Origin of the sequence: Ruegeria sp. HKCCA6837, from assembly GCF_013034475.1 — a bacterium.
Taxonomy (GTDB): Bacteria; Pseudomonadota; Alphaproteobacteria; order Rhodobacterales; family Rhodobacteraceae; genus Ruegeria.
This window is the reverse complement of sequence record NZ_WQGD01000001.1, coordinates 805,041-826,813: the sequence shown is the minus strand read 5'-3', so window position 1 is coordinate 826,813 and position 21,773 is coordinate 805,041. Positions and strand designations below refer to the sequence as shown.

The 21,773-nt window shown below is 55.8% G+C and carries 22 protein-coding genes; 9 read left to right on the top strand and 13 right to left on the bottom strand.

Going from position 1 to position 21,773, the window contains the following annotated elements; genetic code table 11:
- The first annotated feature begins 27 nt into the window (after positions 1-27).
- A complete protein-coding gene (locus tag GOV91_RS04095; protein ID WP_171234527.1) occupies positions 28-729 on the top strand; it encodes a thioredoxin family protein in 702 nt (233 codons plus the stop codon).
- On the opposite strand, the gene GOV91_RS04090 is transcribed toward GOV91_RS04095, so the two are convergent.
- The 4 genes from GOV91_RS04090 to purB all read right to left on the bottom strand — a co-directional run bounded on the left by GOV91_RS04090 (position 730) and on the right by purB (position 5,176).
- Positions 730-1,653 (bottom strand): lysophospholipid acyltransferase family protein, encoded by a 924-nt coding sequence (locus tag GOV91_RS04090; protein WP_171234526.1) that lies wholly within the window; start codon positions 1,651-1,653, stop codon positions 730-732.
- 126 nt (positions 1,654-1,779) lie between these two features.
- Positions 1,780-2,874: a flagellar motor switch protein FliG gene (locus GOV91_RS04085; protein WP_171234525.1), complete on the bottom strand. Its 1,095-nt coding sequence runs from the start codon at positions 2,872-2,874 to the stop codon at positions 1,780-1,782.
- A gap of 69 nt (positions 2,875-2,943) precedes the next feature.
- Positions 2,944-3,492: a hypothetical protein gene (locus GOV91_RS04080; RefSeq protein ID WP_171234524.1), complete on the bottom strand. Its 549-nt coding sequence runs from the start codon at positions 3,490-3,492 to the stop codon at positions 2,944-2,946.
- A 379-nt stretch (positions 3,493-3,871) separates the two neighbouring features.
- Positions 3,872-5,176 carry an adenylosuccinate lyase gene (gene purB, locus GOV91_RS04075; RefSeq protein ID WP_171234523.1) on the bottom strand — a complete coding sequence of 435 codons (1,305 nt, stop codon included), beginning with the start codon at positions 5,174-5,176 and terminating at the stop codon, positions 3,872-3,874.
- Between the two features lie 88 nt (positions 5,177-5,264).
- Here purB and GOV91_RS04070 point away from each other — a divergent pair, with 88 nt between their 5' ends.
- From GOV91_RS04070 to GOV91_RS04060, 3 genes are all read left to right on the top strand, one after another.
- Positions 5,265-5,597 carry a hypothetical protein gene (locus tag GOV91_RS04070; RefSeq protein WP_171234522.1) on the top strand — a complete coding sequence of 111 codons (333 nt, stop codon included), beginning with the start codon at positions 5,265-5,267 and terminating at the stop codon, positions 5,595-5,597.
- Between the two features lie 166 nt (positions 5,598-5,763).
- Entirely contained in the window at positions 5,764-6,324 is a 561-nt protein-coding gene (locus GOV91_RS04065; RefSeq protein ID WP_254440589.1) for a hypothetical protein, read from the top strand.
- A 12-nt stretch (positions 6,325-6,336) separates the two neighbouring features.
- On the top strand, positions 6,337-6,666 hold the full coding sequence (locus GOV91_RS04060; protein ID WP_171234521.1) for a hypothetical protein: 330 nt from the start codon (positions 6,337-6,339) through the stop codon (positions 6,664-6,666).
- Positions 6,667-6,696: 30 nt separating this feature from the next.
- Here GOV91_RS04060 and GOV91_RS04055 read toward each other — a convergent pair whose 3' ends face one another.
- Positions 6,697-7,911, bottom strand: coding sequence for a bifunctional alpha/beta hydrolase/OsmC family protein (locus GOV91_RS04055; protein WP_171234520.1), 1,215 nt, complete (start codon positions 7,909-7,911; stop codon positions 6,697-6,699).
- Positions 7,912-8,183: 272 nt separating this feature from the next.
- On the opposite strand from GOV91_RS04055, the gene GOV91_RS04050 reads away from it, so the two are divergent.
- Positions 8,184-8,378 (top strand): hypothetical protein, encoded by a 195-nt coding sequence (locus GOV91_RS04050; RefSeq protein WP_171234519.1) that lies wholly within the window; start codon positions 8,184-8,186, stop codon positions 8,376-8,378.
- 10 nt (positions 8,379-8,388) lie between these two features.
- Here the strand turns inward: GOV91_RS04050 and dddP are convergent, their stop codons facing one another.
- Positions 8,389-9,732 carry a dimethylsulfonioproprionate lyase DddP gene (dddP, locus tag GOV91_RS04045; RefSeq protein ID WP_171234518.1) on the bottom strand — a complete coding sequence of 448 codons (1,344 nt, stop codon included), beginning with the start codon at positions 9,730-9,732 and terminating at the stop codon, positions 8,389-8,391.
- A 122-nt stretch (positions 9,733-9,854) separates the two neighbouring features.
- On the opposite strand from dddP, the gene GOV91_RS04040 reads away from it, so the two are divergent.
- Entirely contained in the window at positions 9,855-10,598 is a 744-nt protein-coding gene (locus tag GOV91_RS04040; RefSeq protein ID WP_171234517.1) for a DUF3445 domain-containing protein, read from the top strand.
- Positions 10,599-10,633: 35 nt separating this feature from the next.
- On the opposite strand, the gene GOV91_RS04035 is transcribed toward GOV91_RS04040, so the two are convergent.
- The 5 genes from GOV91_RS04035 to GOV91_RS04015 form a co-directional block, all read right to left on the bottom strand.
- The gene (locus tag GOV91_RS04035) at positions 10,634-11,545 is read right to left on the bottom strand and encodes a hypothetical protein (protein WP_371732261.1); all 912 of its coding nucleotides are present in this window, start codon (positions 11,543-11,545) and stop codon (positions 10,634-10,636) included.
- Between the two features lie 199 nt (positions 11,546-11,744).
- A complete protein-coding gene (locus GOV91_RS04030) occupies positions 11,745-12,533 on the bottom strand; it encodes a lytic transglycosylase domain-containing protein (RefSeq protein ID WP_171234515.1) in 789 nt (262 codons plus the stop codon).
- A gap of 66 nt (positions 12,534-12,599) precedes the next feature.
- Positions 12,600-13,235: an MSMEG_1061 family FMN-dependent PPOX-type flavoprotein gene (locus tag GOV91_RS04025; protein WP_171234514.1), complete on the bottom strand. Its 636-nt coding sequence runs from the start codon at positions 13,233-13,235 to the stop codon at positions 12,600-12,602.
- 107 nt (positions 13,236-13,342) lie between these two features.
- Positions 13,343-14,749 (bottom strand): type I glutamate--ammonia ligase, encoded by a 1,407-nt coding sequence (glnA, locus tag GOV91_RS04020; RefSeq protein WP_171179577.1) that lies wholly within the window; start codon positions 14,747-14,749, stop codon positions 13,343-13,345.
- Between the two features lie 33 nt (positions 14,750-14,782).
- Positions 14,783-15,121 (bottom strand): P-II family nitrogen regulator, encoded by a 339-nt coding sequence (locus tag GOV91_RS04015; protein WP_171179579.1) that lies wholly within the window; start codon positions 15,119-15,121, stop codon positions 14,783-14,785.
- Between the two features lie 169 nt (positions 15,122-15,290).
- On the opposite strand from GOV91_RS04015, the gene GOV91_RS04010 reads away from it, so the two are divergent.
- From GOV91_RS04010 to tig, 3 genes are all read left to right on the top strand, one after another.
- Complete coding sequence (locus GOV91_RS04010) at positions 15,291-16,895, top strand: NAD(P)H-hydrate dehydratase (RefSeq protein WP_171234513.1); 1,605 nt, start codon at positions 15,291-15,293, stop codon at positions 16,893-16,895.
- A 308-nt stretch (positions 16,896-17,203) separates the two neighbouring features.
- Positions 17,204-18,328, top strand: a complete 1,125-nt coding sequence (locus GOV91_RS04005) for a porin (RefSeq protein WP_171234512.1) — start codon at positions 17,204-17,206, stop codon at positions 18,326-18,328.
- A gap of 185 nt (positions 18,329-18,513) precedes the next feature.
- On the top strand, positions 18,514-19,845 hold the full coding sequence (gene tig, locus GOV91_RS04000) for a trigger factor (RefSeq protein ID WP_171179584.1): 1,332 nt from the start codon (positions 18,514-18,516) through the stop codon (positions 19,843-19,845).
- Positions 19,846-19,943: 98 nt separating this feature from the next.
- Here tig and GOV91_RS03995 read toward each other — a convergent pair whose 3' ends face one another.
- Positions 19,944-20,792, bottom strand: coding sequence for an acyl-homoserine-lactone synthase (locus tag GOV91_RS03995; RefSeq protein WP_171179586.1), 849 nt, complete (start codon positions 20,790-20,792; stop codon positions 19,944-19,946).
- A 96-nt stretch (positions 20,793-20,888) separates the two neighbouring features.
- On the bottom strand, positions 20,889-21,590 hold the full coding sequence (locus GOV91_RS03990; RefSeq protein ID WP_171179589.1) for a LuxR family transcriptional regulator: 702 nt from the start codon (positions 21,588-21,590) through the stop codon (positions 20,889-20,891).
- Positions 21,591-21,773: the final 183 nt, after the last annotated feature.

Genomic DNA, 21,773 nt, shown 5'->3' with positions numbered 1-21,773 from the left:
AATCAACCGCCCAAACCGAGAGTCCACATGTTCAGAACCGCCGCTGTAACCGCCCTGATGTCCTGGCTTATGGCTGCCTCTGCTGCGGCTGAGAGCGGTCCTGTGGTGGTTGAGTTGTTTACGTCGCAGGGGTGCTCCTCTTGCCCTCCGGCAGACCGGTTGATGCACGACCTGGCCAAGCGGGACGATGTGATTGGCCTGGCGTTGCACGTGGATTATTGGGATTACATCGGTTGGAAGGACGAATATGCCGACCCGGATCATACTTTGCGGCAGCGGGTGTATGCCAGGGAAGGCGGTCGTTCGATGATCTACACGCCACAGATGGTGATCAACGGGCAGCATGATGTTTTGGGCGCGCAGTCCCGTGAGCTCAACCGTCTGATCGACGCTCATCTCAAGGCGGCACCCGAAGCGTCGGTGACTGCAACTCGGACAGCAGATGAAGTAACCGTGGATGTGACGCCCGTAGAATTGCCGGAGGGCGAAACCTACGACGTGCGTATCGTACAGTATTCGCCTATGCGCCACGCCTCGATCCGCCGCGGAGAACTGGCTGGGCACGATCTGGACTATGCCAACGTTGTCGAAACATGGCAGATAGCAGGGCAGTGGGATGGGGCTGCACCACAAACCTTCTCGGCCCAGCTTGGGTCAGACCTGCCGGCGGTTGTTTTGGTGCAACGTGCGGGCCATGGTCCCATTGTCGCCGCAACGCGGGTTAAGTGATCAGGGCATCTCGTCCGGTGCAATGCCAAGCCCGTTCCAGTGCTTCCAGCGGCGGTGGATCCAGAACCACTGACCCATATGCTGACGTACCATCTTCTCAAGGTCGTCATTGGTGAATTGAGTCATGGTTTTCGGGTCAGTATGTGGAACCGGATCGTGCAGTATGATTTCGAAATCGATGCCGTTTGGCTGGCGCACGGCATAACATGGGATCAGTTCCGCGTTGTATTTCATCGCCAGTTCCGCGTTCAACACAGATGTTACAGCGGGTTTGCCGAAGAACACAAGCTCTTCCCCGCCCATCGCATGGAGATCGGACACAATTGCAATGATCCCGCCCTTTTTCAGCGTGCGCACCATCTCAACCATTCCGCGCCGCCCCTGCTCGAACATGGGCGCACCGGTCTTATAAAAGGCCTCGACATAAGCGTCGTTGAAGTAAGGGTTCGCCATTCGGCGATACAGGCAGCCAATCGGTTGGCCGCTGTGTTTTTGCAAGGCAATGCGCGCGGCCAGATAGTGCCCAAAATGCGCGGTGATCATCATGACCGGACGCCCTGCAGCGATGGCCGCATCAAATGCTGCAATACCAGGGCCGGAGATTTTCGCTGTACTTTGACGCTCAGTAAATCCTTCTGGCGAGAAATGCTCCATGATCGCCCGACCTGCGTTGTCGGGCACGTCACGGCATATCTTTTTGACCTCGGCGTCGGACAGGTCAGGGCAGGTGAGCTTCAGGTTCCGCCGGATGCGTGTACGAAACCCCACGACAGGGGCCAAAACGCGCATAATCGTGCCCATGGTTGAGATGCGCCGCTCATACGGGAGAAGGCGCATAGCACCGATAACCCCCTGAAGGAACAGATTGGCGACATAGTATTTTCCAAGCTCAAACGTGCTGAGCTCCGACTTTTCGACGGGCATGGAGGCGTCTCACCGCGTGATGGGTATTTCCGTGCCAGACATACAGGCCGATCTTGGCAAGCTCAAGCTTTCAGCAAGACGATGGGCAAACTGAGCATGTTAAGGGGCAAACCTGCTAACCTGATGCTACTCAGCCTCTTCCTCAGTTTTGACCAGAGCGATTGTTCCCGCATCAACCAGTGTTCGAATGGCGCCAACGACCTGAGTCATCGCTTCTTCGGCCTCGGATTGTTTGACTCGTCCGCGTTCACCCATTTCCTCACGCAGGTTTTCCGCCATGCGTGACGAGATATTTGTCAGCAGAAATTCAACCGATGCCTTGTCGTCATCTGCCGCAGCTCCGGCCAGGGCTGTTACAAGCACGGCTTGGTCCACTTCGCGCAGGATGGCCGGAACATCGCGGGCTGTAATGCGGTTCGAAATATGCGCAAAGGTGAAGATCGACTGACGTACGAGTTCTGCAAAGGCGGCATCGTCTTCATCCAATGCGTTCAACAAGTCGTCGCGGGTGGCCGCGGCTGACTGGTTTAAGATCGCACCAACGCGTGCGCTGGGGCCGTCATCAAACGCCTGCACCGGGCGCTGATCCAGTTGCGCGGCCAGAGACCAGCCGATCCGCTCGACCGCCTCTGGGGTAACGTTCGCTGTTTTCGAGACAGCAAAGGTGATCCTACGCGCCACCGGGCCGGGCATTTGCCCAAGCATCTGAGCGGCTTGCGCGGTATCCATCTTTGACAACATCACTGCGGCCACTTCGGTGCTTTCCGCTTGGGCCATGGCTGCAAGATCTTCGACAGGGATGTCACGCAGCCTTTGCCACGGGTCACCAACCTGTCGTATCCCGGCCACCTTGCGCAGGCGTGCCGCTGTTTTCGGGGCAATCTTGCCGGTTACCGCATCCAACGCCCCAGCCAAGCCATGCGGAAAGGCCAGACCGATGTTATCCAGTGCTTCGCCGAACTCCTGCGCCACGGCATCCAGTGTCACGCGGTCCACAAAACCCATTTCGCCAAGCTGATGGGTTAATTTTTCTTGCAGATCGTCAGGGAGTTCCTCAAGCGGAAGATCCGCGCCTTCGCTAAGCAGAAGGCGGACGACAATCGCTGCTTTTTGTCGGTTGCTCAATGTCCGGGGAACAAGCCGTGGTTTATCGTCATTCCCCTTGGCAAGCGGAGCAGCTGCTCCGGGTGCCGTGTGTATCAACGCGTTTGTGTCCTGCATCTGCCTGTGGTGCCAAAATTTCTGAACCACAGGCAGATTACGGAGAATCGGGTTAAATAACCTTGAAGTTTAGTAGTTATAGGTCAGCCCGGTGCGGATGGCTTCGCGCAGGGATGCCTCGGCCCAGGTTCCTTCGCCGCCACGAGCTTTGATCTCGCGCCATTGCTCGATCGCCAGATCGGTTCTGCCTTCGGCGACAAAGCCCTGTCCCATATAACTGCGGGCGAGGATGTTGTCGGGGTTGGATTCGATGGCGTTGGTGTAGAAGGCGTTTGCCAGCTCAAGCTCACCCATTTTGCGGTAAGTAAAACCCCAATATGTCAGGACGCGATCATCGTTCTGATCCATGATGCGCAGAATGTTCTGAGCGTTCTCGAATTGCCCGTCATAAGCCAGCTCGCGCACGGCGTCATACAGTTCATCATCGGTGAAATTGGTCTTGTTCGGTTTGACACAACGCCCCGCGTCCTTGTCGTAGACGCGGCCAAAAAGGCACCTCTTGGTCGTGTTCGTTGGTTTTGGTGGGGTCGTGGTGCTGCCACCGTCGCCGGCTGCATACAAAGCCGGCGCAAAGGCAAAAGCCTGAAGGGCAATAGCTGAAACTAAAACAAGGCGCATTTTCCTACTCCGTTCTCTGGGCTGCTCTGATCAAGCATAGCGCGATTTGATAAAAGGCTAACAATTGCGCTGCCTCTTTTATTCACAAGTAGGAAAGAAAAACCTCAGCTATTGATAGTTTTTACGCAGCTATGGGCTTCGGCGTCCCATTGTGTTCCCGGCGCGCAGGACTGCGTTTGTTCAGTATGGGCGCTGCAGGCCAAGGCGACAGAGGCTGAGCAGCCAAGGGCCAATGCGCAAATCAAAGTCCGGATCATCAAGCTTCTCCTGTTCGGGAATGCGCGGACAAGATAACCGATTTTTGATGATCTGGCAAAAGAACAAGGCCCGGATCGCTGCGTACGAACCGGGCCCCTGAACTGTTTGATCGGCTTGATTTTTATTCGCCAAACACACGGGCAAAGATCGTATCGACATGCTTGGTGTGATAGCCAAGGTCGAATTTTTCTTCGATTTCTTCAGGGCTGAGCGCAGCGGTGACATCCGCATCTGCCAGCAACTCTTGCTTGAAGTCGGTCCGGTGTTCCCAGACCTTCAGCGCGTTGCGTTGGACCATGGCGTATGCGTCTTCACGGCTGACACCGGCTTGGGTCAGTGCCAACAAAACCCTCTGGCTCATGACAAGGCCGGGGAACTTGTTCATGTTCTCGAGCATGTTCTCGGGGAAGATCAGCATCTTGTCGATCACACCTGTCAGCCGTGCCAGCGCAAAGTCCAAGGTGATTGTCGCGTCCGGTCCGATCATGCGTTCGACCGAAGAGTGCGAGATGTCGCGCTCGTGCCAGAGCGCCACGTTTTCCATCGCCGGGATCACGGCCGCGCGCACCATGCGCGCCAGACCTGTCAGGTTCTCGGTCAGAACAGGGTTTTTCTTGTGGGGCATGGCCGAGGAGCCTTTCTGACCCATCGAGAAGAACTCGGCACCCTCCAGCACTTCGGTCCGCTGCATGTGGCGGATTTCTATGGCGATATTCTCGATGCTGCTGGCGATCACACCTAGCGTAGCAAAGAAGGCCGCGTGGCGGTCGCGCGGGATGACTTGTGTGCTGATCGGTTCCGGCACAAGCCCCATCTGGTCGCAGACATGTTCCTCAACACGCGGATCGATATTGGCGAAGGTGCCAACTGCGCCGCTGATCGCGCCGGTGGCGATTTCCGCGCGAGCGTCACGCATCCGAGACAGGTTGCGATCCATCTCGGCATAGAACCGGGCAAAGGTCAGGCCCATGGTGGTAGGCTCTGCGTGGATGCCATGGCTGCGACCGATGCGAACGGTGTTTTTGTGTTCAATCGCGCGACGCTTGAGCGCGGCCAGCAAACCTTCGAGATCGGCGATCAGAATGTCAGCAGCTCGGGTCAATTGTACGTTTAGGCAGGTGTCCAGCACGTCGGAACTGGTCATGCCCTGATGCACAAAGCGTGCTTCTTCACTGCCGACATGTTCCGCAAGGTGGGTCAAGAAGGCAATGACGTCATGTTTGGTGACGGCCTCGATCTCGTCGATGCGGGCCACATCAAATTCCACATCCTTGGCCTTCCATACGGATTCGGCATTTTCGCGCGGAATCACTCCCAGATCGGCCATGGCGTCGCAGGCGTGCGCCTCGATCTCGTACCAGATGCGGAACTTGGTCTGGGGCGACCAGATGGCGACCATGTCAGGGCGGGAATAACGGGGAATCATTGGCGGCAGCACCTTTATGTGGTTGGGATGAGGCGTTGGCGCGGGGTTTAGCCCCGAGCGCGTTAGGGAACAAGACGTGAGAGCGGGTATGAGACGGTTTGCCCTGATTTTGGCCCGTTGGCCGGGTGTTTTGGCCGCAGATGGCTTCCAGAAATTGTCCGGCGAGGAAATCCTTGCAGCTTTGACGGGCCAGAAACTGGAATATGGCAGCGGGGTCTGGCAAACTTTCGACACCAGTATGGTCACGCAATATTTCTCGGGTGGGCCGAGTGCAGGTCGCTGGGTGGTGCGCGAAGACCAGTATTGCTCGATCTGGCCACCTTCGGACCTTTGGGCCTGCTACGACGTTTTTCGAAACGAAGATACGATCCGTTTCGTCGACGATGCCGGGGGGCGGACAGATGGCATATTTGCCCAATAAGCGGGCGTGCTGACCTAACGCGTTCAAGACCTGTTGGCACTGGCCGCAGCGCCAGGAAAGTGGATATGCGCGGGTTCAATCCACCTGATCACGACGCGCCAGCACTGGACAAACCGCGCCTTGAAAGTTCAAGCTGTGCGTGAGGAAACTATCAGGTTATTGAGATATGCGTTTATTTTCAGGTCCATTGCTTGCTGCATGCGCTGCCATTTGGTTGGGTGGGGTAGAGTCCGCAGCAGCTGATACCCCGGTGACTTATACTCAGGATGGCCGCGCACTGTTCGGCTTTAATGTTCCAGACTTTTGGGCGCTGCGTACAGGTGGCCCGCGCGAAATCGAAGATACCGAGTTGGGGGATACGCGTGCCGTGTCCCGCGTCATGGGGATGCGCCCGGTTACTGATGATACTGTCTGGATGGGCTTTGTCTCGCCCGCTGGTGTCGCGACCATTGAGGATGGTGTCCGCTATTTGCAGGATATCGACAAGTTTCTGGTCAAGGACCCGACCATCACCAGCACCAGCGACACCCGCATCGGTGGATTGCCGGCACGTGTTTTTCGGGGAACCGGGCGTCGGGAAAGCAAAGGAGTCAGCTTTACCGCGGCCCTAATTGATCTGCCAAAAAACCGCGTTGCAGTTGCCGTGGCTATCCTTCGTGACGGCGCTAATCCAGATTATGCCGACGATCTGAACGCGGTGTTCGCGTCGTTCCAGTCGTTCCAGTAAGGGGAGGGTGCTATGAGTTTGCGAAACATCAGACGGATTTCTCTTGCGCTGGGGCTGGGGGCTGCGACGTTTTCATTGTCGGCCTGTGATGGTGTCTCGGTCGGGGTCGGGGTCGGTTACGGGTATGACCCGTTTTATGACTCGATGCTCTGGAACGATTACTACCGTCGTGACGTCAATATCGACATCGATCGGCCAGATCGACCAAACCGTCCAGATCGGCCAACGCGCCCTGATCGGCCACAGCCGCCGGTTGCCAAACCGCCTGCACGGCCAAGGCCGCCAACGGCGCGCCCGCCCGCTGCACGGCCACCTATTCACCGGCCATCGCCGCGTCGTTGATCGCAAAGGCCGCCCGGGGGCGGCCTTTTTCTATGGCAGAAGCTCAGTTGTTATATGAGCTGAACCCTCAAGCGTCCGGTGCACAGGGCACTTGTCCGCAATTTCCAGCAAGCGTTGCTTTTGCGCTTGATCCAGCGGGCCGATCAGTCGGATTTTGCGACGGAACTGATCCACCTTTCCTTCATTCGCCAGCCTGGCGTCCTGAGCGTGAACCTTGTCGTGACAGACATCCACGCTCACCTTTGTCAAAGGCCAGTTCTTTCGGCGCGCATACATGCGTATTGTCATGGAGGTACAGGCACCCAGACCGGATGAGACAAAACCGTAAGGCGACATGCCCTTATCCGTACCGCCGTAAGAAGCTGGTTCATCCGCGACCGCGTGGTGATGCGGACCGGCCTGAATATCCTGCATATAACCGCTTGGGTCTGCTTCGGTCACACGGACGACGCCTTCCGGGGCGCCTGGCGGCGGGGCGGGCGGGCACAGTTTCACATACCGCGAAACCCAAGCTGATATCACATCGGCTGCGTATTCGGCATCGGCCGCGCGCGTGATCAGATGATCGGCATCATCAAGGGTCACAAAGCTTTTTGGATGCTTCGCCGCCAAAAAGATGGTGCTGGCATTGTCTATGCTGACCGTTTCGTCGCGCGGCGCGTGCAGGATCAATAAAGCGGCTTTTAGGTCGGTTATCGCTGCGGTCAGGGCGGATTGGGCAATGTCATCCACAAAGGCCTTGCCGATGCGGAACGGGCGCCCACCCAAAGTCACCTCGGCGCTTCCGTCCTGTTCGATCTGAGGCAGCGCCTCTTCGAAGTGATGTGAGACGTGACCGGGATCTGCTGGCGCGCCCAGTGTCACAACAGCCTTTGCCGTTGGAATGCCAGCGCGTGCACGCAAAACCGCCGCACCACCCAGCGAATGGCCGATCAACAAGGACGGTGCCATGTCCCGCCCCGCCAGAAATTGCGCAGCAGCGATCAAATCCTGGACATTCGAGGTGAAGGTCGTATTGGCAAACTCGCCTTCGGAATGGCCCAGCCCCGTAAAGTCAAAGCGCAGTACTGCAATCCCCATGGCCGCCAGGCGCGCCGAAATGCGACGGGCTGCGGGGATGTCTTTGGAACAGGTAAAACAATGGGCAAAGAGCGCCGTGGCCAGCACCGGACCGTCAGGCAGATCCAGTCGTGCGGCCAGTTGGCTGTCGTCATGTCCGGCAAAGGTAATGCGTTCCGTGGGCATGTCGGCTCCTTGAATTGGTTGGGGGAACACCGACAATAGTGGGTTCATGTTGATCTGGTCTCAACCCTTATGTCAGTCGCGTCACGGGAAGGTGAGAACTGAGCACGTGTCGTTTCACCCGAATATCATCACTACGCTGAAGGTTTGAAAGGCGATTTGCATTTCTGGGAGTCACATCAAGTATTGTGAAGTAATGGCGGCCAAACATTCATTTCACTTATTCTCGGTGTGAACACAACTATGCAGCGAAGATGTTGCATTAGGAGATACACATGTCACACGCAGAATTCACCGCCCGCCCGCCCGAGACGCGCCCGCTGTGGGTCATCGCGCTGCTGCTGGCCGGTCTCATTGGATTTGCAATCGGACAGTCCTGGCCCGCAAATCTAACAGGGCCACAGGTTCAAGACGAACCAGTTCTTGAAGACTGGCACGGAAATGTCCGCAGATCGCACTGGTCAGAGTGAGGCTTAGGTCTCACTCCAACCCCATCAAGCGGGGATCAAATGGGTACTTGGTCAGGTTCTCGTACCCGTCTTCGGTAATGAGAACCTGATCTTCTAGCTTGATGCTAAAGTCACCACCGACCTCGCCAACGCAAGCTTCGACACACAAAACCATTCCCGGTTCCAGCGCATAGTCATAGGATCCTTCGACGGCCTTATCCGGATAAGCCACAAGCGGCCATTCGTCACAAAGGCCAACGCCGTGCATCAGGCAGCCGTATTTCTGCGCCTGAAACTTGTCGTCCAACCTGTGAGAGTTTGCTGTCAGTTCCGGAATCATCACGCCGGGTTTGAGCATTTCCATGTTGGTCATGATGTGTTCATGCGCGTGCTGCATGGCATAGATCATGTCTTCACGCGGCTTCTGATCGCCAATCCACCAACTGCGGGAAATGTCGATGCAAATCCCGTATGACCCAATCAAATCGGTGTCGAACGAGATGATCTCGTTCTGCTGGGTGATCCGAGGGCCGCATTCCTGAAACCAAGGATTGGTCCGCTGGCCCGAGGCCAGAAGGCGCGTTTCGATCCATTCTCCGCCACGTTTGATGTTTTCTGCATGCAGGACAGCCCAGATGTCGTCTTCCGAGGTTTTCCCATCGCCCACATTGGCACGCGCGAACTTTTCCATTTCAGCGACCGCTGTCTCGCAGGCGTGGCTGGCGCAGCGCATGGCGAGGATTTCGTCAGGCCCTTTGATGGCACGGGTCTTTTCGGTCAGCTCTTCGCCTTCCATGATCTCGAACCCTTGCGCCTCAAGTGCGCGCAGGCCGTGCAGCATGATCTTGTCGACGGCCAGTCGCTTGTTGCCGCCACTGTGTTCTTCGATCAGCACTCGCACTTCGTTCGAGAACACATCCGCTGCCACGTCGACCTTGTCACCCCGGTCAAAGTAAAACAGATCAGCGCCTGAGCGTTGTTCACGCACCAGCGGGTTGAATGTGCTGAGGAAGGGCGAATTCTTGTAGTCCCAAATCACCATATAACCATCAGCGCACAACAGAACCGCGCGAAACGGGTTATGCGTGTTCCAAAGCTGCATGTTGGTGCTGTCGGTGGCATAGCGAATGTTCAACGGGTCAAACATCAGCAAGCCGCCATAGCCGCGATCTGCAATGGCCTGTGTAAGTCGCTTCCAGCGGTGTTCCCGCATCCGCGTCAGGTTGGGCAGCTCAAGCCCCGCAGCGGCCCATTCGTCAAAGGCCAACTGCGTTGGCCCGATCTCAATCCGATCATTGTCGTTCGGAGTACCGTCGCCCAATGTCGCGCCTTTGCTGGGGTCAATCTTGCGCGTGTCTCGGTAGTGTTGATTCATGGCGGGCCTCTTTAAGTGCTGCGGCAAAACTAAAGAGCCGACCCGTATCGTCTGACAAAATTGCGACGGCGAGGCTGTCGTTTTCGACCGACATGTGGTTCCGTGCGTGCTAAGTCTTTGTCATGAGGCAGATTCTGCAAAATACAATTCCGTATGATGTTGGTAATCCACGTGCTCTGCCGGGGATACAACCCACAACACTTGAAGATTGGCTACATCAGGACGAGGCGTTTTCCGGTCAAATGCAGCGCCGTGAAGAGCTGCTTCGTGATCACCGAGACGACGTTCTGGCCCTTGATCCGCAAGCCGAACCTGCCGCCCAAGAGCTGCTGGATATGGTCTTGGCGCGCGTTTACCCGTCAGCAGCTGAGGCAGTTGTCCGACCCGATGGCGCGACGGTCCTCATTGATAGCAGCCAGCCGTTGGATACGTTGTGCAAATTGGTGCAGGAAGACTTCTGCATTCTTCAAAAACTCGGTGAAGAGCATGTTTTGACCGGGGCGATCCTGTGCTTTCCGGCCAGTTGGCGCTTGTCGGAAAAATTCATGCGGCCTCTGGTCGACATTCATGTGCCGGTTCAGAGTTACGACGCCAATATTGCAAAGCGTGTGCAAAGATTGTTCGACGGAATTCAGCCCGGTCGTCCGTTGTGGCGTTTCAATGCTCTTTGGTATGAGGATTCCGAGCTGTTCCAGCCCCGCAGTGCCCATGCCCGACGAGAAATCCCGGATCGGCGCGAGAACTCGTTTTTGCGGAGCGAGCGGCAAACTCTATTGCGTCTGCCCGAAACAAACGCGGTCGTGTTTTCCATCCACACTTATGTGCTGGCCGCGCACGCAGTTGCAGAAATGGAAAACCCTGCCTGACGGTGGGGCCTCCAAGGAGGGTCTTGGTAATTCAGTTACATGCCCAACGCATCTGCAACATCGGCAAACGCATTGCTGGCGTTCAGTGCTACAATGGCAAAAGTGAACACAAGCACCTGGGTATTCAGGCGGAAATCTTCGCCTCGGATCAGGTTGACGGCGGCCATTGACACAGCGATTGGCGCTGAAACGCTGGCCAGAACACCTGTCATGCACCAGCTGCTCAGCCGCAAGACATCGCTTGGGCGTTCACCATCTTCTGTTATTTTGGCTCCAGGCGCGGTCTGGTCAAACGGGGGCGTGTCTTCGCTGCGGAACGCGATGCTGAGCAATTGCTCATCTGTAAGCTGGATCGGACGTGCCGTCGGGGCGTGAAGTGCACTAACAGTGTCGTCCAGCTCGGGCAGGTTGACGCCGGTGAACTGATCGGTCAGTGACTGAAAAATCTGCTTTCGGTCGCGCGTTGCGGGATTAGGCGCCAGGGTGTCGAAGGCGCTCATGAATTGTTCGACCGTTAGCACCGTGCTCGGCGAAAGCCATTCGACTCGCCGGGTCGAGCAGATATCGACCATGCGATACAAAATGACCACCAGCATCAGTTCCGAAATCTCAGTATCATCCAGTAACGGGGACACGGGGGTGACTGACAGCACGAGCCGGTTTTGAGGATGTGACACGCGGGGTTTTGTTATGGTTTTTAACCCCGCGGCACGGTCCATACGCTCGTAACGGTCTTCCTGCTCGGGTGTGCCTGTATCCAGCGTAAGGCGAACCAAGTATTGGCTCGAAACGATGCTGGCCTCGGAATAACTGAGCAACGCTTTGCGTTCGACCAGATGGCCATAATCTTCAAGCGTTGTGGCAACGATGGTTCCAAAGCGCTCGAGAGCGCCGTTTGCGTCACCATCAAATTGCAGGCCGCCATGGTAGCTGTGCTTCCGAGCCACTGCTTTGTCCTTATTTAAGCTTTGTTCGAAAGACACTCTAGCAACCGTTCTGGGGGAGAATTTGGCGAAAAATGCAAAAAACCGAAATTTTCCCGCGATTGATTACGCTTTGGAAACCAAGAAACTAAAGGCTTTTGTTTGTCACTGTGGCGGAAATGTGGCGAAAACGGGTGCTGCGCATGTTTTCCGTGCGGCGACGTTATTGATCGATTCGGGCGGCCATGATCGCAATGGATTGCTGATACACTGAGGCTGCGTTCCACTGCTGCAATACACGGAAATTTGGCTCTCCTGGCTGATAGCCGCGCCCCGGTTTCCAGCCCTTCTTGCGAAGAAAATTTGCGGTTGAAGCCAGTGCGTCCGTCATGTTGTAGAAATCCACACGCCTGTCGCCAGTGGCATCGACCCCATAGGTCAGAGCATTGCCTGGCAGGAATTGCGTGTGGCCCAACTCGCCATGTTTTGCCCCTTTTGTCGCCATTGTGATACTCCCCTTGTCCACCAATTTCAGTGCCCCAATTGCGTGCGGAATAAAGAACTCTGATCGGCGACAATCATAGGCCAGAGTGGTTATTGCGGACACAACCTGGCTGTCGCCCATGAAGTTTCCAAATCCGGTTTCCATGCCATGAATGGCGATCAGCACGCCTGCTGGTACACCGTATTGGCGCTCGAACGCAGCATAATAGTTGGGGTTGGCGGCTTTGCGTTTGCGCCCTTGAGCGACGATAGTGTCGGCCCCTCGGACCCGCATGAATTTGTCCAGTGAGTATTTAAAGCTTTTCTGATTGCGGTCCGCCGCAATGGTGCGCGTTGCGTATTGCGTTTGCGACAGCGCACGTAATCCCTTTTTTTTCACCCCGGCCTTTCGTGCCTGTTTCGCAAAATCGGTTTTCCACGCCTCAAAGCCAGCGCTGGTATTCCCGCATGGGGCGGCCAAAGCGGGGGCGGTTAGAGACAAGGCAAGGATAGCAGCGAGGCGAAACATAGGTTCAATCCAACGAAGAAGAAATCTGACTTCAGCGTAGCGCCGGTGTCGAGATCGGAAAAGAAGCTAGTAGAGTTCTAGCTCTCCTTTTTTCTTTAGGGTCTCAAACCATTCATCCGGGGTGGCCTTGATGCGGGCATGTTTTACCATCATGGCGTTCATGTTCGGCAGGTTGGACGCATCTGGCCACGCGTCGGGTTGCCACAGGTTTGATCGGATGACGCATTTGGGGCAATGCGCAAACACCGTATGAACGTGGATCAGCAGCGCCAGTTTAGGAGCATGGCCAGAGATGGCCATTTGCTCCAGTAGCTGCGGGTCCGCGCAGATTCGGGCTTCGCCTCGTAGTCTGAGTGTCTCCATCTTGCCAGGCACTAAGAATATCACACTGACACGCGGGTCCTTTAGAACGTTGTGAAAGGTATCCACCCGTTTGTTGCCCGGCCTGTCCGGGATGGCGATCAGTGTGTCAGACACTACCTGAACAAAATCAGCCGGGTCCCCCCTTGGTGAGATGTCCAGGTATCCGTCAGGGTTGGCCGAGGCGATCAAGCAGAACGGAGACGTTGCGATGAAGTCGCGGCACATCTGGTCCAGCGCGTTCAGCTCTTTGGCGAGGATCTGAGGCAGAGGGGAGCCTGTGATACGCTCAAGGTCCTCTGCCGTGGTCACAATGTTGGAAAACTGTGAAAAAGCGTTCATGCGATCTCTCCTGCATTGGGATCGATGGGCAGGAGTGTGAAAGATCAACACTAACGAAACAAGGGCGCCCGATTGGACGCCCTTGCAGATTTAAACCCAAGCCCAGCTTAGCAGCTGTAATACATGCCGTATTCAACCGGGTGCGGGGTGTGCTCGTAGGTTTCGACCTCTTCCATCTTCAGTGCGATATAGCCGTCGATCTGGTCTTTGGTGAACACGTCGCCCTGCAGCAGGAAGTCGTGATCCGATGCCAGAGCTTCCAGAGCTTCGCGCAGGCTGCCGCAAACGGTCGGAATGTCGGCCAGTTCTTCGGCAGGCAGATCGTACAGGTTCTTGTCCATGGCTTCGCCCGGATCGATCTTGTTCTTGATGCCGTCCAGACCAGCCATCAGCAATGCGGCAAACGCCAGATAGGGGTTCGCGGCCGGATCGGGGAAGCGGGCCTCAACGCGCTTGGCTTTCGGGCTTTCGGTCCATGGAATACGGACACAACCCGAACGGTTACGGGCCGAGTAGGCGCGCAGAACGGGCGCTTCGAAGCCGGGGATTAGGCGCTTGTAGCTGTTGGTCGCCGGGTTGGTGAAGGCGTTCAGGGTCTTGGCGTGCTTCAGGATGCCGCCGATGAAGTACAGTGCTTCGTCTGACAGGTCGGCGTATTTGTCACCTGCGAACAGCGGCTTGCCGTCTTTCCAGATCGACATGTTCACGTGCATACCAGTGCCGTTGTCGCCCGCGATCGGCTTCGGCATGAAGGTCGCCGATTTGCCGTAAGCATGCGCAACGTTGTGGATGACGTATTTGTACTTCTGCAGCTCGTCCGCTTGTTTGGTCAGGCTGTCGAAGATCAGACCCAGTTCGTGCTGGCACGAGGCAACCTCGTGGTGGTGCTTGTCGACCTTCATGCCCAGACGCTTCATGGTCGACAGCATTTCCGAACGCAGATCCTGCGCTTCGTCAACCGGGTTCACCGGGAAGTAGCCACCCTTGACGCCCGGACGGTGGCCCATGTTGCCCATCTCGTACTCGGTGTCGGTGTTCCACGACGCGTCGGTCGCATCAACTTCGTAGGATACTTTGTTGATACTATTGGAGAAGCGAACATCGTCGAACAGGAAGAACTCGGCTTCCGGACCCATATAGGCAACGTCGCCGATGCCGGATGCTTTCAGGTAAGCTTCGGCTTTCTGAGCAGTACCGCGCGGGTCACGCTCGTATGCTTCGCCAGTGTCGGGTTCAACAACCGAGCAGTGCAGACAGATGGTCTTTTCCGCGTAGAACGGATCGACATAGGCGCTGCCTGTGTCGGGCATCAGTTTCATGTCCGAAGCTTCGATCGATTTCCACCCCGCGATGGACGAACCGTCGAACATAAAGCCTTCTTCCAAGAAGTCTTCGTCGACCTGATCGGCCATGATCGTCACGTGCTGAAGCTTACCGCGCGGGTCGGTGAAGCGGATGTCGACGTATTCTGCGTCTTCTTCCTTGATCAGCTGAAGAACTGCGTCCTTGCTCATTCTCTTGTTTCCTCTGACTTGAAGATTTGAGTTTTACAGCGCGTCCGAACCGGTCTCGCCGGTACGGATACGGATGGCTTGTTCAATTGGTGAGACAAAGATTTTGCCATCACCGATTTTGTCGGTTTTCGCGGCCGAAACGATGGCTTCGATGGCGGCATCGACCTGATCATCGTCCAACACGACCTCGACCTTCACCTTGGGCAGAAAGTCGACGACATATTCTGCGCCACGGTAGAGTTCCGTGTGTCCTTTCTGGCGGCCGAAGCCTTTGACTTCGATCACGCTGAGGCCCTGGACGCCGACGTCCTGTAATGCCTCTTTCACTTCGTCCAGTTTGAACGGCTTGATGATCGCTTCGATCTTTTTCATCCCGGCTCACCTCGCATGGTTGTCAGACCCGCAGTGATCACGTCTAAGATCAGGCGGCAATGTGATTGCGGAATTGTTGTGCGGCGGGCAGGGCGAATTTCGAGGGTGGGTGAGATTTTGGGCATGTTGCACAAAAAGTAATCGAAATTGAATCGCGAAGAGGATTGAGATGACAGAGTTGCTGACAGCGGCCCAAATGCGGGCGATTGAGCGGGCCGCCATCGAGTCCGGTAAAGTGACAGGTCTGGAACTGATGGAACTGGCCGGGCAGGGCGTTGTCGACGCGATCTTCGAGGAATGGCCGGAATGGAAGGATCGAGGGGCCAGCCCCTCGAGCTCCCCGAGGTATTTGGGGCCAGATGAAGGGGATCCCCGGCGCGCGGTGGTTTTGTGCGGGCCTGGGAACAATGGCGGCGACGGGTTTGTTGTTGCGCGTCTTCTGCGAGAGTTGGGATGGGAGGTTGAGGTTTTTCTGTATGGGGAACCAGAAAAGCTGCCTCCGGATGCGCGGGTGAATTATGAGCGGTGGGCGAAGCTTGGCGAAACACATGCCAGAGTGATCGATCCTGCGCCGTTTCATGACGATTATTTGCGCTTTCCCGACAGATTTGACCTGATTGTTGATGGGCTGTTCGGAACCGGGCTGACGCGTCCCTTTAGCGGCGTGTTTGCTCACTTGGCTCTCGAAGAAACAAGATCTCTAGTTCGAAAGAAGGGCGCGCGCATCGTCTCGATCGACACCCCAAGTGGTCTGTGTGCAGACAGCGGTCATGTGATCGGGAATGCGATTGAAGCCGATCTGACGGTTACCTTCCATGCAAGAAAGATTGGGCATGTGGTGGACGATGGACCGTTGAAGTGCGGCAATGTCAGAAACAAGTCCATCGGTCTTGCTCATTCTGAGCCCAACCGAGTCGTACGCTTGATATCTTCACAGGATGTTTTGGTCGCGAAAGAAGTCTCTGGTCACAAATACACCCACGGTCACGCCCTGATCCTTTCCGGCGGTTCCGGAAAAACCGGCGCGGCGCGGTTAGCGGCGCGGGGGGCGCTACGAATTGGGGCCGGGTTGGTAACATTGGGGGTACCGCCCTCGGCACAGATGGAAGTGGCCAGTCAGATCACGGCTTTGATGATGCAACGGGTTGAGGGGGCGGAGAGTTTGGCTGAGGTCCTGAGCGACACGCGCCTGAATGCGCTTTGTCTGGGGCCAGCGCTTGGATTGCAGCGAGCTCGTACGTTGGTTTCTGTGGCTTTGGCGGCGAGACGGGCGACAGTGTTGGATGCCGATGCCTTGTCAGCTTTTGCAGACGATCCGGGCGTCTTATTTGAGCAGACTCACGAGAAATGCGTTCTGACCCCGCATGGTGGAGAGTTTGCGAGGCTTTTCCCAGACATTGCAGAGAAGCTGAATGCGGTGCCAACCAAAGGCCCGGCTTATTCCAAGGTTGACGCTACGCGGGCCGCGGCGAAACGGGCGGGGTGTGTGGTTCTCTTCAAAGGGCAGGATACGGTGATTGCGTCACCAGATGGACAATGCTCGATCAATGCGGCGTGTTACGAAAGGGCGGCCCCCTGGCTGGCAACCGCTGGGTCCGGCGACGTGTTGGCGGGTTTCATCACGGGTTTGCTGGCTCGTGGGCTTGCACCGATGCAAGCGGCCGAGACGGCGGCGTGGCTGCATGTGGAATGCGCGCGCCAATTCGGGCCCGGTTTGATCGCCGAAGATATTCCAGAGCAACTGCCCGAACTGTTTAGAAAGATGAATATTTGAGTGTGTTGGCGGGGAATGGCTCAATCCACACAAAACCGGCAAAATTCCGCCGATCACGTCTGTATGATGACAGAGCGAGTGTTTGCCAGACACACATTCGGACGGCACAGTTTTTCTGAGCACCTCCGAAACGGATTGGCGGTGACGTGTTTAAGTTAATGAAATACATTGTAAAACTTTCACGACCGCTGTGCCCAGTGTTGCGAATTTGCAATTCCTTTACAAAACAGCGCGCTGTTATCTGGAACGTCGATGCTCGGTAATCAATTAGACGGGGTGAAAGACCCGAACCATTCATGGTGAGTAAAATGACTTTTAAATTCAAAACCCTATCCGTTGCCGCCACGTTGACAGCGACGACGGTCATCCCGGCTGCGGCAGAACTGAAATATGAAAACAACACTGGTGGTTATGTTCTGCTTTACGGGCAACTGCACCCTGCGCTGATCTCGGTCGATGACGGACAAGACACCGAGACCCGCGTTCTGGACAACGATTTGTCGAACAGCCGCGTGGGCCTGCGCCTGATGCAGCCATATGGCAGCAATGAGTTCCAGTTTTGGTTTGAAACGGGTCTTGGTTTGCCGGGGTCCGCGTCGGCCGATCAATTTGGAACCAACGCTGATGGCTGGAATCGCGAAGACATTCGCCACGTGGATTTCTCGCTCAAGGGCGGCTATGGCAAGTTCTCAGCCGGTCAGGGCAGTATGGTCGCTGATGGTGCCGCAGAGGTCGATCTTTCGTATGTCGGAACCGCGCTGTATTCGTTTACCAATGATGAAAACGCCGGCTTCTTTTACCGCGATACGACCGGTTTGCTGAGCGGAATTACAGTCGGCGACAGCGCAAGCAACTTTGACGGCGGGCGCCGTGGGCGTGTGCGGTATGATACGCCATCGTTGAATGGGTTTTCGGCTGGTTTTGCCTATGGTCAGAACATTCTGTCCAGCAGCGACGATGATGACTATTACGACATTGGCCTGTTCTATGAAAACACCTTTGCCGGTGGTGTGAAATTCGCAGCAGCCATTGCTTATGCGGTGAGAGATCGGGATGACAATTCCGGGGATAGCAAAGACACGATAGGCTCTGCGTCGGTTCTGCTGCCGAGCGGTCTGGGATTTACGATCGCGGGTGGTACGCGTGACGATGATCAGGCTGGTGCAACGGATCCGAATTACTGGTACGGCAAAATTTCGTACGAAGGAAACTGGATTTCATGGGGAAAGACGGGTGTCGGTATTGATTACTATGACGGTTCGGATTTCGACAGCAACGGGTCGGACACCAAGGCCTGGGGTATCGCGGTGGTTCAGAAAGTCGACGCGATCGATACAGACGTTTACCTGAAATACCGCAACCACGACTTTGATGACGGATCATCCTTTGACAACAACGAAGCCTGGGTTCTGGGTGCGCGTTGGAAGTTCTGATCGACGTGACAGCGCCAAACGTAAACGCCCCGGTTTCCGGGGCGTTCTTTTTTGCGGTTTAGGCGATCAAATGCTGTTGGATTCCGCCTTTGCCCCTTGCACGTAAGCTGCTGGCCAAATAGAAGGCGTCAAATTTGCCCGGCGCGCCCTTTTTGCGCGCCCCGAATCCTATGGGGACTACCATAATGCAGGTTACCGAGACGCTGAACGAAGGTCTGAAACGTGGCTACAACATCGTTGTGACCGCAGCCGAGCTGGACGACAAGGTCAATGAAAAGCTGACCGAAGCGCAGCCGGAAATCGAAATGAAAGGTTTCCGCAAGGGCAAGGTGCCGATGGCGCTGCTTAAGAAGCAGTTTGGCCAGCGCCTGCTGGGTGAAGCGATGCAGGAAAGCATCGACGGTGCGATGAACCAGCACTTTGAAGACAGCGGTGACCGCCCTGCGCTGCAGCCCGAGGTCAAGATGACCAACGAGGATTGGAAAGAAGGCGACGACGTTGAAGTGGCGATGTCTTATGAGGCACTGCCTGCAATTCCCGAGGTTGACCTGAAGTCGGTCGAGCTGGAGAAGCTGGTTGTCAAAGCTGACGATGCTGCTGTGGAAGAAGCACTGAACAACCTGGCCGAAACTGCGCAGGATTTCAAAGCGCGTCGCAAAGGTTCGAAAGCCAAAGATGGCGATCAGATCGTATTCGACTTTGTCGGCAAGGTTGACGGCGAAGAGTTCGAGGGTGGATCGGCCGAAGATTATCCTTTGGTTCTGGGCTCGAACAGCTTCATCCCTGGCTTTGAAGAGCAGTTGGTTGGTGTGAAGGCTGAAGAAGAAAAGGACGTCAACGTCACTTTCCCCGAAGAATACGGTGCCGAGCACCTGGCTGGAAAAGATGCCGTTTTCACTTGCACCATCAAAGAAGTGAAGGAGCCGGTGGCCGCAGAAGTAAACGACGAACTGGCCATGAAATTCGGCGCCGAAGATCTGGACGCCCTGAAAGCGCAGATTTCCGAACGTCTGGAAGCAGAATACGCCGGTGCATCGCGTGCGGTCATGAAGCGCACTCTGCTGGATGTGCTGGACGAGAAAGTCTCGTTCGACCTGCCGCCGTCGCTGGTGGAAGCCGAAGCCAAGCAGATCGCGCACCAGCTGTTCCACGAGGAAAACCCTGACGTGGAAGGCCATGACCACGGCGAAGTGGAGCCCACGGAAGAGCACACCAAGCTTGCAGAGCGCCGTGTACGTCTCGGTCTGCTGCTGGCCGAGTTGGGCCAGAAGGCCGAGGTTGAAGTGACCGACGCGGAAATGACACAGGCGATCATGAACCAGGCGCGTCAGTACCCGGGTCAAGAGCGTCAGTTCTTTGAGTTCGTTCAGCAGAACGCTCAGATGCAGCAGCAAATGCGTGCGCCGATCTTTGAAGACAAGGTTGTCGACTATGTGTTCGAGCTGGCTCAGGTCAGCGAAAAGGACGTGAGCAAAGACGATCTGCAAAAAGCCGTAGAGGCTCTGGAAGAGGAGTAATCCTCTTCCGCCCATTCCCAATGGGCACAAAGCAACGGAGCCGCCTGTTGATCAGACGGCTCCGCATGGGTGGCTTTTGTATCTATGAGGTGAGGGGGTCAGGCCTCATGAGCAAAAGCGCGGGGGGTTTCTAACAGAGCGGTTCTCTGCTCTGGGGTGAACGTGTCCATCAGCGTCTCTATCAGCTTAAGGACATCCTGCCGCTCAGCTTCGGTTTTTGCGGCGTTCATCTGTTCCACAAAATACTTCTCAAGATCGGTGAGCGGTTGGTGGTTGGTGTTGGCTGGCGCTTCAGTTTTGCCCTGAGCAAACAGTTCCAGCGCCTGTTCATCGGACATAAATACATCGTGATCGATGCCAGCATAGTCGCGGATGCCCGAAATACGCTCGTCTGAGCAATCCATCAGAGCTGCCATTGCCACCACTTTACCCATAGGTTTGGCTGAGCCAAGGTAGTCATATGGAGCGTTTCCTGATCGCTGGAGAACGCGGTTCATGACCGGGTCGATGACGGCGATCGAATCCAGCACGCCAGCGGTTTTTGCATATTCGAACGATCCGATCATGACCTCGCTGGTGACATAGGACACAGAGTTTTTGCCGCGGCCGCGGCCCAGTTTCTTGGTGTCGACGCAGAAACGGGTTGCTTCCCAAACCTGCGAACTGCGGAGTGGTGGCTCTCCGTCCAAGATCGAGTTGAATACGTCCGACAACATGTGTGGACCAGTTGTCTGCAACAGGCGCATACAACCGACGACTTCCCCCTCGTCGTTGATGCTGACCACATGCGCAGGATTTAGGTCGTCGAACATGTCGCGCTCGCGACCGTCCACGATATTAACTTCCCAGCCCAAACGATCCCCGAACACACGAGCCCGAAGCTTGAACATATCGTCCAGGACGTCTTTGAATTTATGTTGGTTGATACCATCAATTACGATGATCATTTCCATCCCCCTGCAGTCTGGTTACCGTGACACAACATTTAACCATATTGTGATCGGGGACTATTGGGGATTTCCCGTATTTTTGCGATTTTTTACTTAACCCGGTGCTATTAAGCCCAGACCTATTGCCCGTCCGATGGCTTGGGGAGTGGTCAGCGCGCCCAGTTTTTCCCGACCCGACCGCATGTGAACCTCAACCGTTCGGTGCGAGATAGACAAAATATCGCCGACATCTTGTTGGGATTTGCCTTCGGCAACCCATTGCAAAATCTCTTTTTCGCGCGTGGACAGGGCAGGGAGGTAAAGCGCTTTGGCCAGAACGCCAGACTGCATAACCATGTCATGAGCATGCACAGCCGCCATTTGCAGATCGCCCATAACATGCTTTTTCAGCTTTTCCCACTCACCGTCTGAACAATCGCGTGTCACGCTGAGAATCCCGCACTCGCCATAAGGACCACGAACAGGGACAGTCAACCCGCGTGGGGTAATGCCAAAGTCATGCGCGTCGCGAAAAACAGCGTTGAAGTTTTCGTCCTGATTAAAGCGGCTCCAATCGACCGGGGCGATGCTTAGAACGGATTGATAGATTGTGGGATCGAAATGGTGATACCCGTGGCTGCCATAATGAATCTTCCACTCGTCAGGATAGTTTGCATATCCTTGCACATCCCCTTTGACAGGGTTCATCGTGGCATAGGACGCGTAGTCGAATCCAAGCTCCTCGCAGACAGAATTTATAACGTCTGCGGTCGACTTTTCCTCGTGGTCAAGCGCGGCCAAGTCTATCAGTTTCACCTGTCCAACCTTTGTTTAGCCCTTCCCATCCCTCAAGAAGTGCCAAGTTTGTCCGTATTCAACGCTACGTTGCGTCAACCGATGCGCAAAGCGCAAGGGAAGTGTTCATATCTCGCAGTTTGGTGCGTGTTTTGCGCAACATTAAACCTCGAATGCGGCTGAATATGGTGATATTGCGGGGGA

Coding starts and splice junctions, on each gene's coding strand:
- purB (WP_171234523.1), bottom strand. CDS start 5,176: ATGATTCCCCGTTATTCCCGCCCTGACATGGTCGCCATCTGGTCGCCC.
- GOV91_RS04080 (WP_171234524.1), bottom strand. CDS start 3,492: ATGCGCCTTGTTTTAGTTTCAGCTATTGCCCTTCAGGCTTTTGCCTTT.
- GOV91_RS04005 (WP_171234512.1), top strand. CDS start 17,204: ATGACTTTTAAATTCAAAACCCTATCCGTTGCCGCCACGTTGACAGCG.
- GOV91_RS04015 (WP_171179579.1), bottom strand. CDS start 15,121: ATGAAAAAGATCGAAGCGATCATCAAGCCGTTCAAACTGGACGAAGTG.
- GOV91_RS04030 (WP_171234515.1), bottom strand. CDS start 12,533: ATGTTTCGCCTCGCTGCTATCCTTGCCTTGTCTCTAACCGCCCCCGCT.
- GOV91_RS04085 (WP_171234525.1), bottom strand. CDS start 2,874: ATGCAGGACACAAACGCGTTGATACACACGGCACCCGGAGCAGCTGCT.
- tig (WP_171179584.1), top strand. CDS start 18,514: ATGCAGGTTACCGAGACGCTGAACGAAGGTCTGAAACGTGGCTACAAC.
- GOV91_RS04055 (WP_171234520.1), bottom strand. CDS start 7,911: ATGCCCACGGAACGCATTACCTTTGCCGGACATGACGACAGCCAACTG.
- GOV91_RS03995 (WP_171179586.1), bottom strand. CDS start 20,792: ATGATCATCGTAATTGATGGTATCAACCAACATAAATTCAAAGACGTC.
- GOV91_RS04095 (WP_171234527.1), top strand. CDS start 28: ATGTTCAGAACCGCCGCTGTAACCGCCCTGATGTCCTGGCTTATGGCT.
- GOV91_RS04060 (WP_171234521.1), top strand. CDS start 6,337: ATGAGTTTGCGAAACATCAGACGGATTTCTCTTGCGCTGGGGCTGGGG.
- GOV91_RS04090 (WP_171234526.1), bottom strand. CDS start 1,653: ATGCCCGTCGAAAAGTCGGAGCTCAGCACGTTTGAGCTTGGAAAATAC.
- GOV91_RS04040 (WP_171234517.1), top strand. CDS start 9,855: ATGAGGCAGATTCTGCAAAATACAATTCCGTATGATGTTGGTAATCCA.
- dddP (WP_171234518.1), bottom strand. CDS start 9,732: ATGAATCAACACTACCGAGACACGCGCAAGATTGACCCCAGCAAAGGC.
- GOV91_RS04010 (WP_171234513.1), top strand. CDS start 15,291: ATGACAGAGTTGCTGACAGCGGCCCAAATGCGGGCGATTGAGCGGGCC.
- GOV91_RS04065 (WP_254440589.1), top strand. CDS start 5,764: ATGCGTTTATTTTCAGGTCCATTGCTTGCTGCATGCGCTGCCATTTGG.
- GOV91_RS04070 (WP_171234522.1), top strand. CDS start 5,265: ATGAGACGGTTTGCCCTGATTTTGGCCCGTTGGCCGGGTGTTTTGGCC.
- GOV91_RS04025 (WP_171234514.1), bottom strand. CDS start 13,235: ATGAACGCTTTTTCACAGTTTTCCAACATTGTGACCACGGCAGAGGAC.
- GOV91_RS04050 (WP_171234519.1), top strand. CDS start 8,184: ATGTCACACGCAGAATTCACCGCCCGCCCGCCCGAGACGCGCCCGCTG.
- glnA (WP_171179577.1), bottom strand. CDS start 14,749: ATGAGCAAGGACGCAGTTCTTCAGCTGATCAAGGAAGAAGACGCAGAA.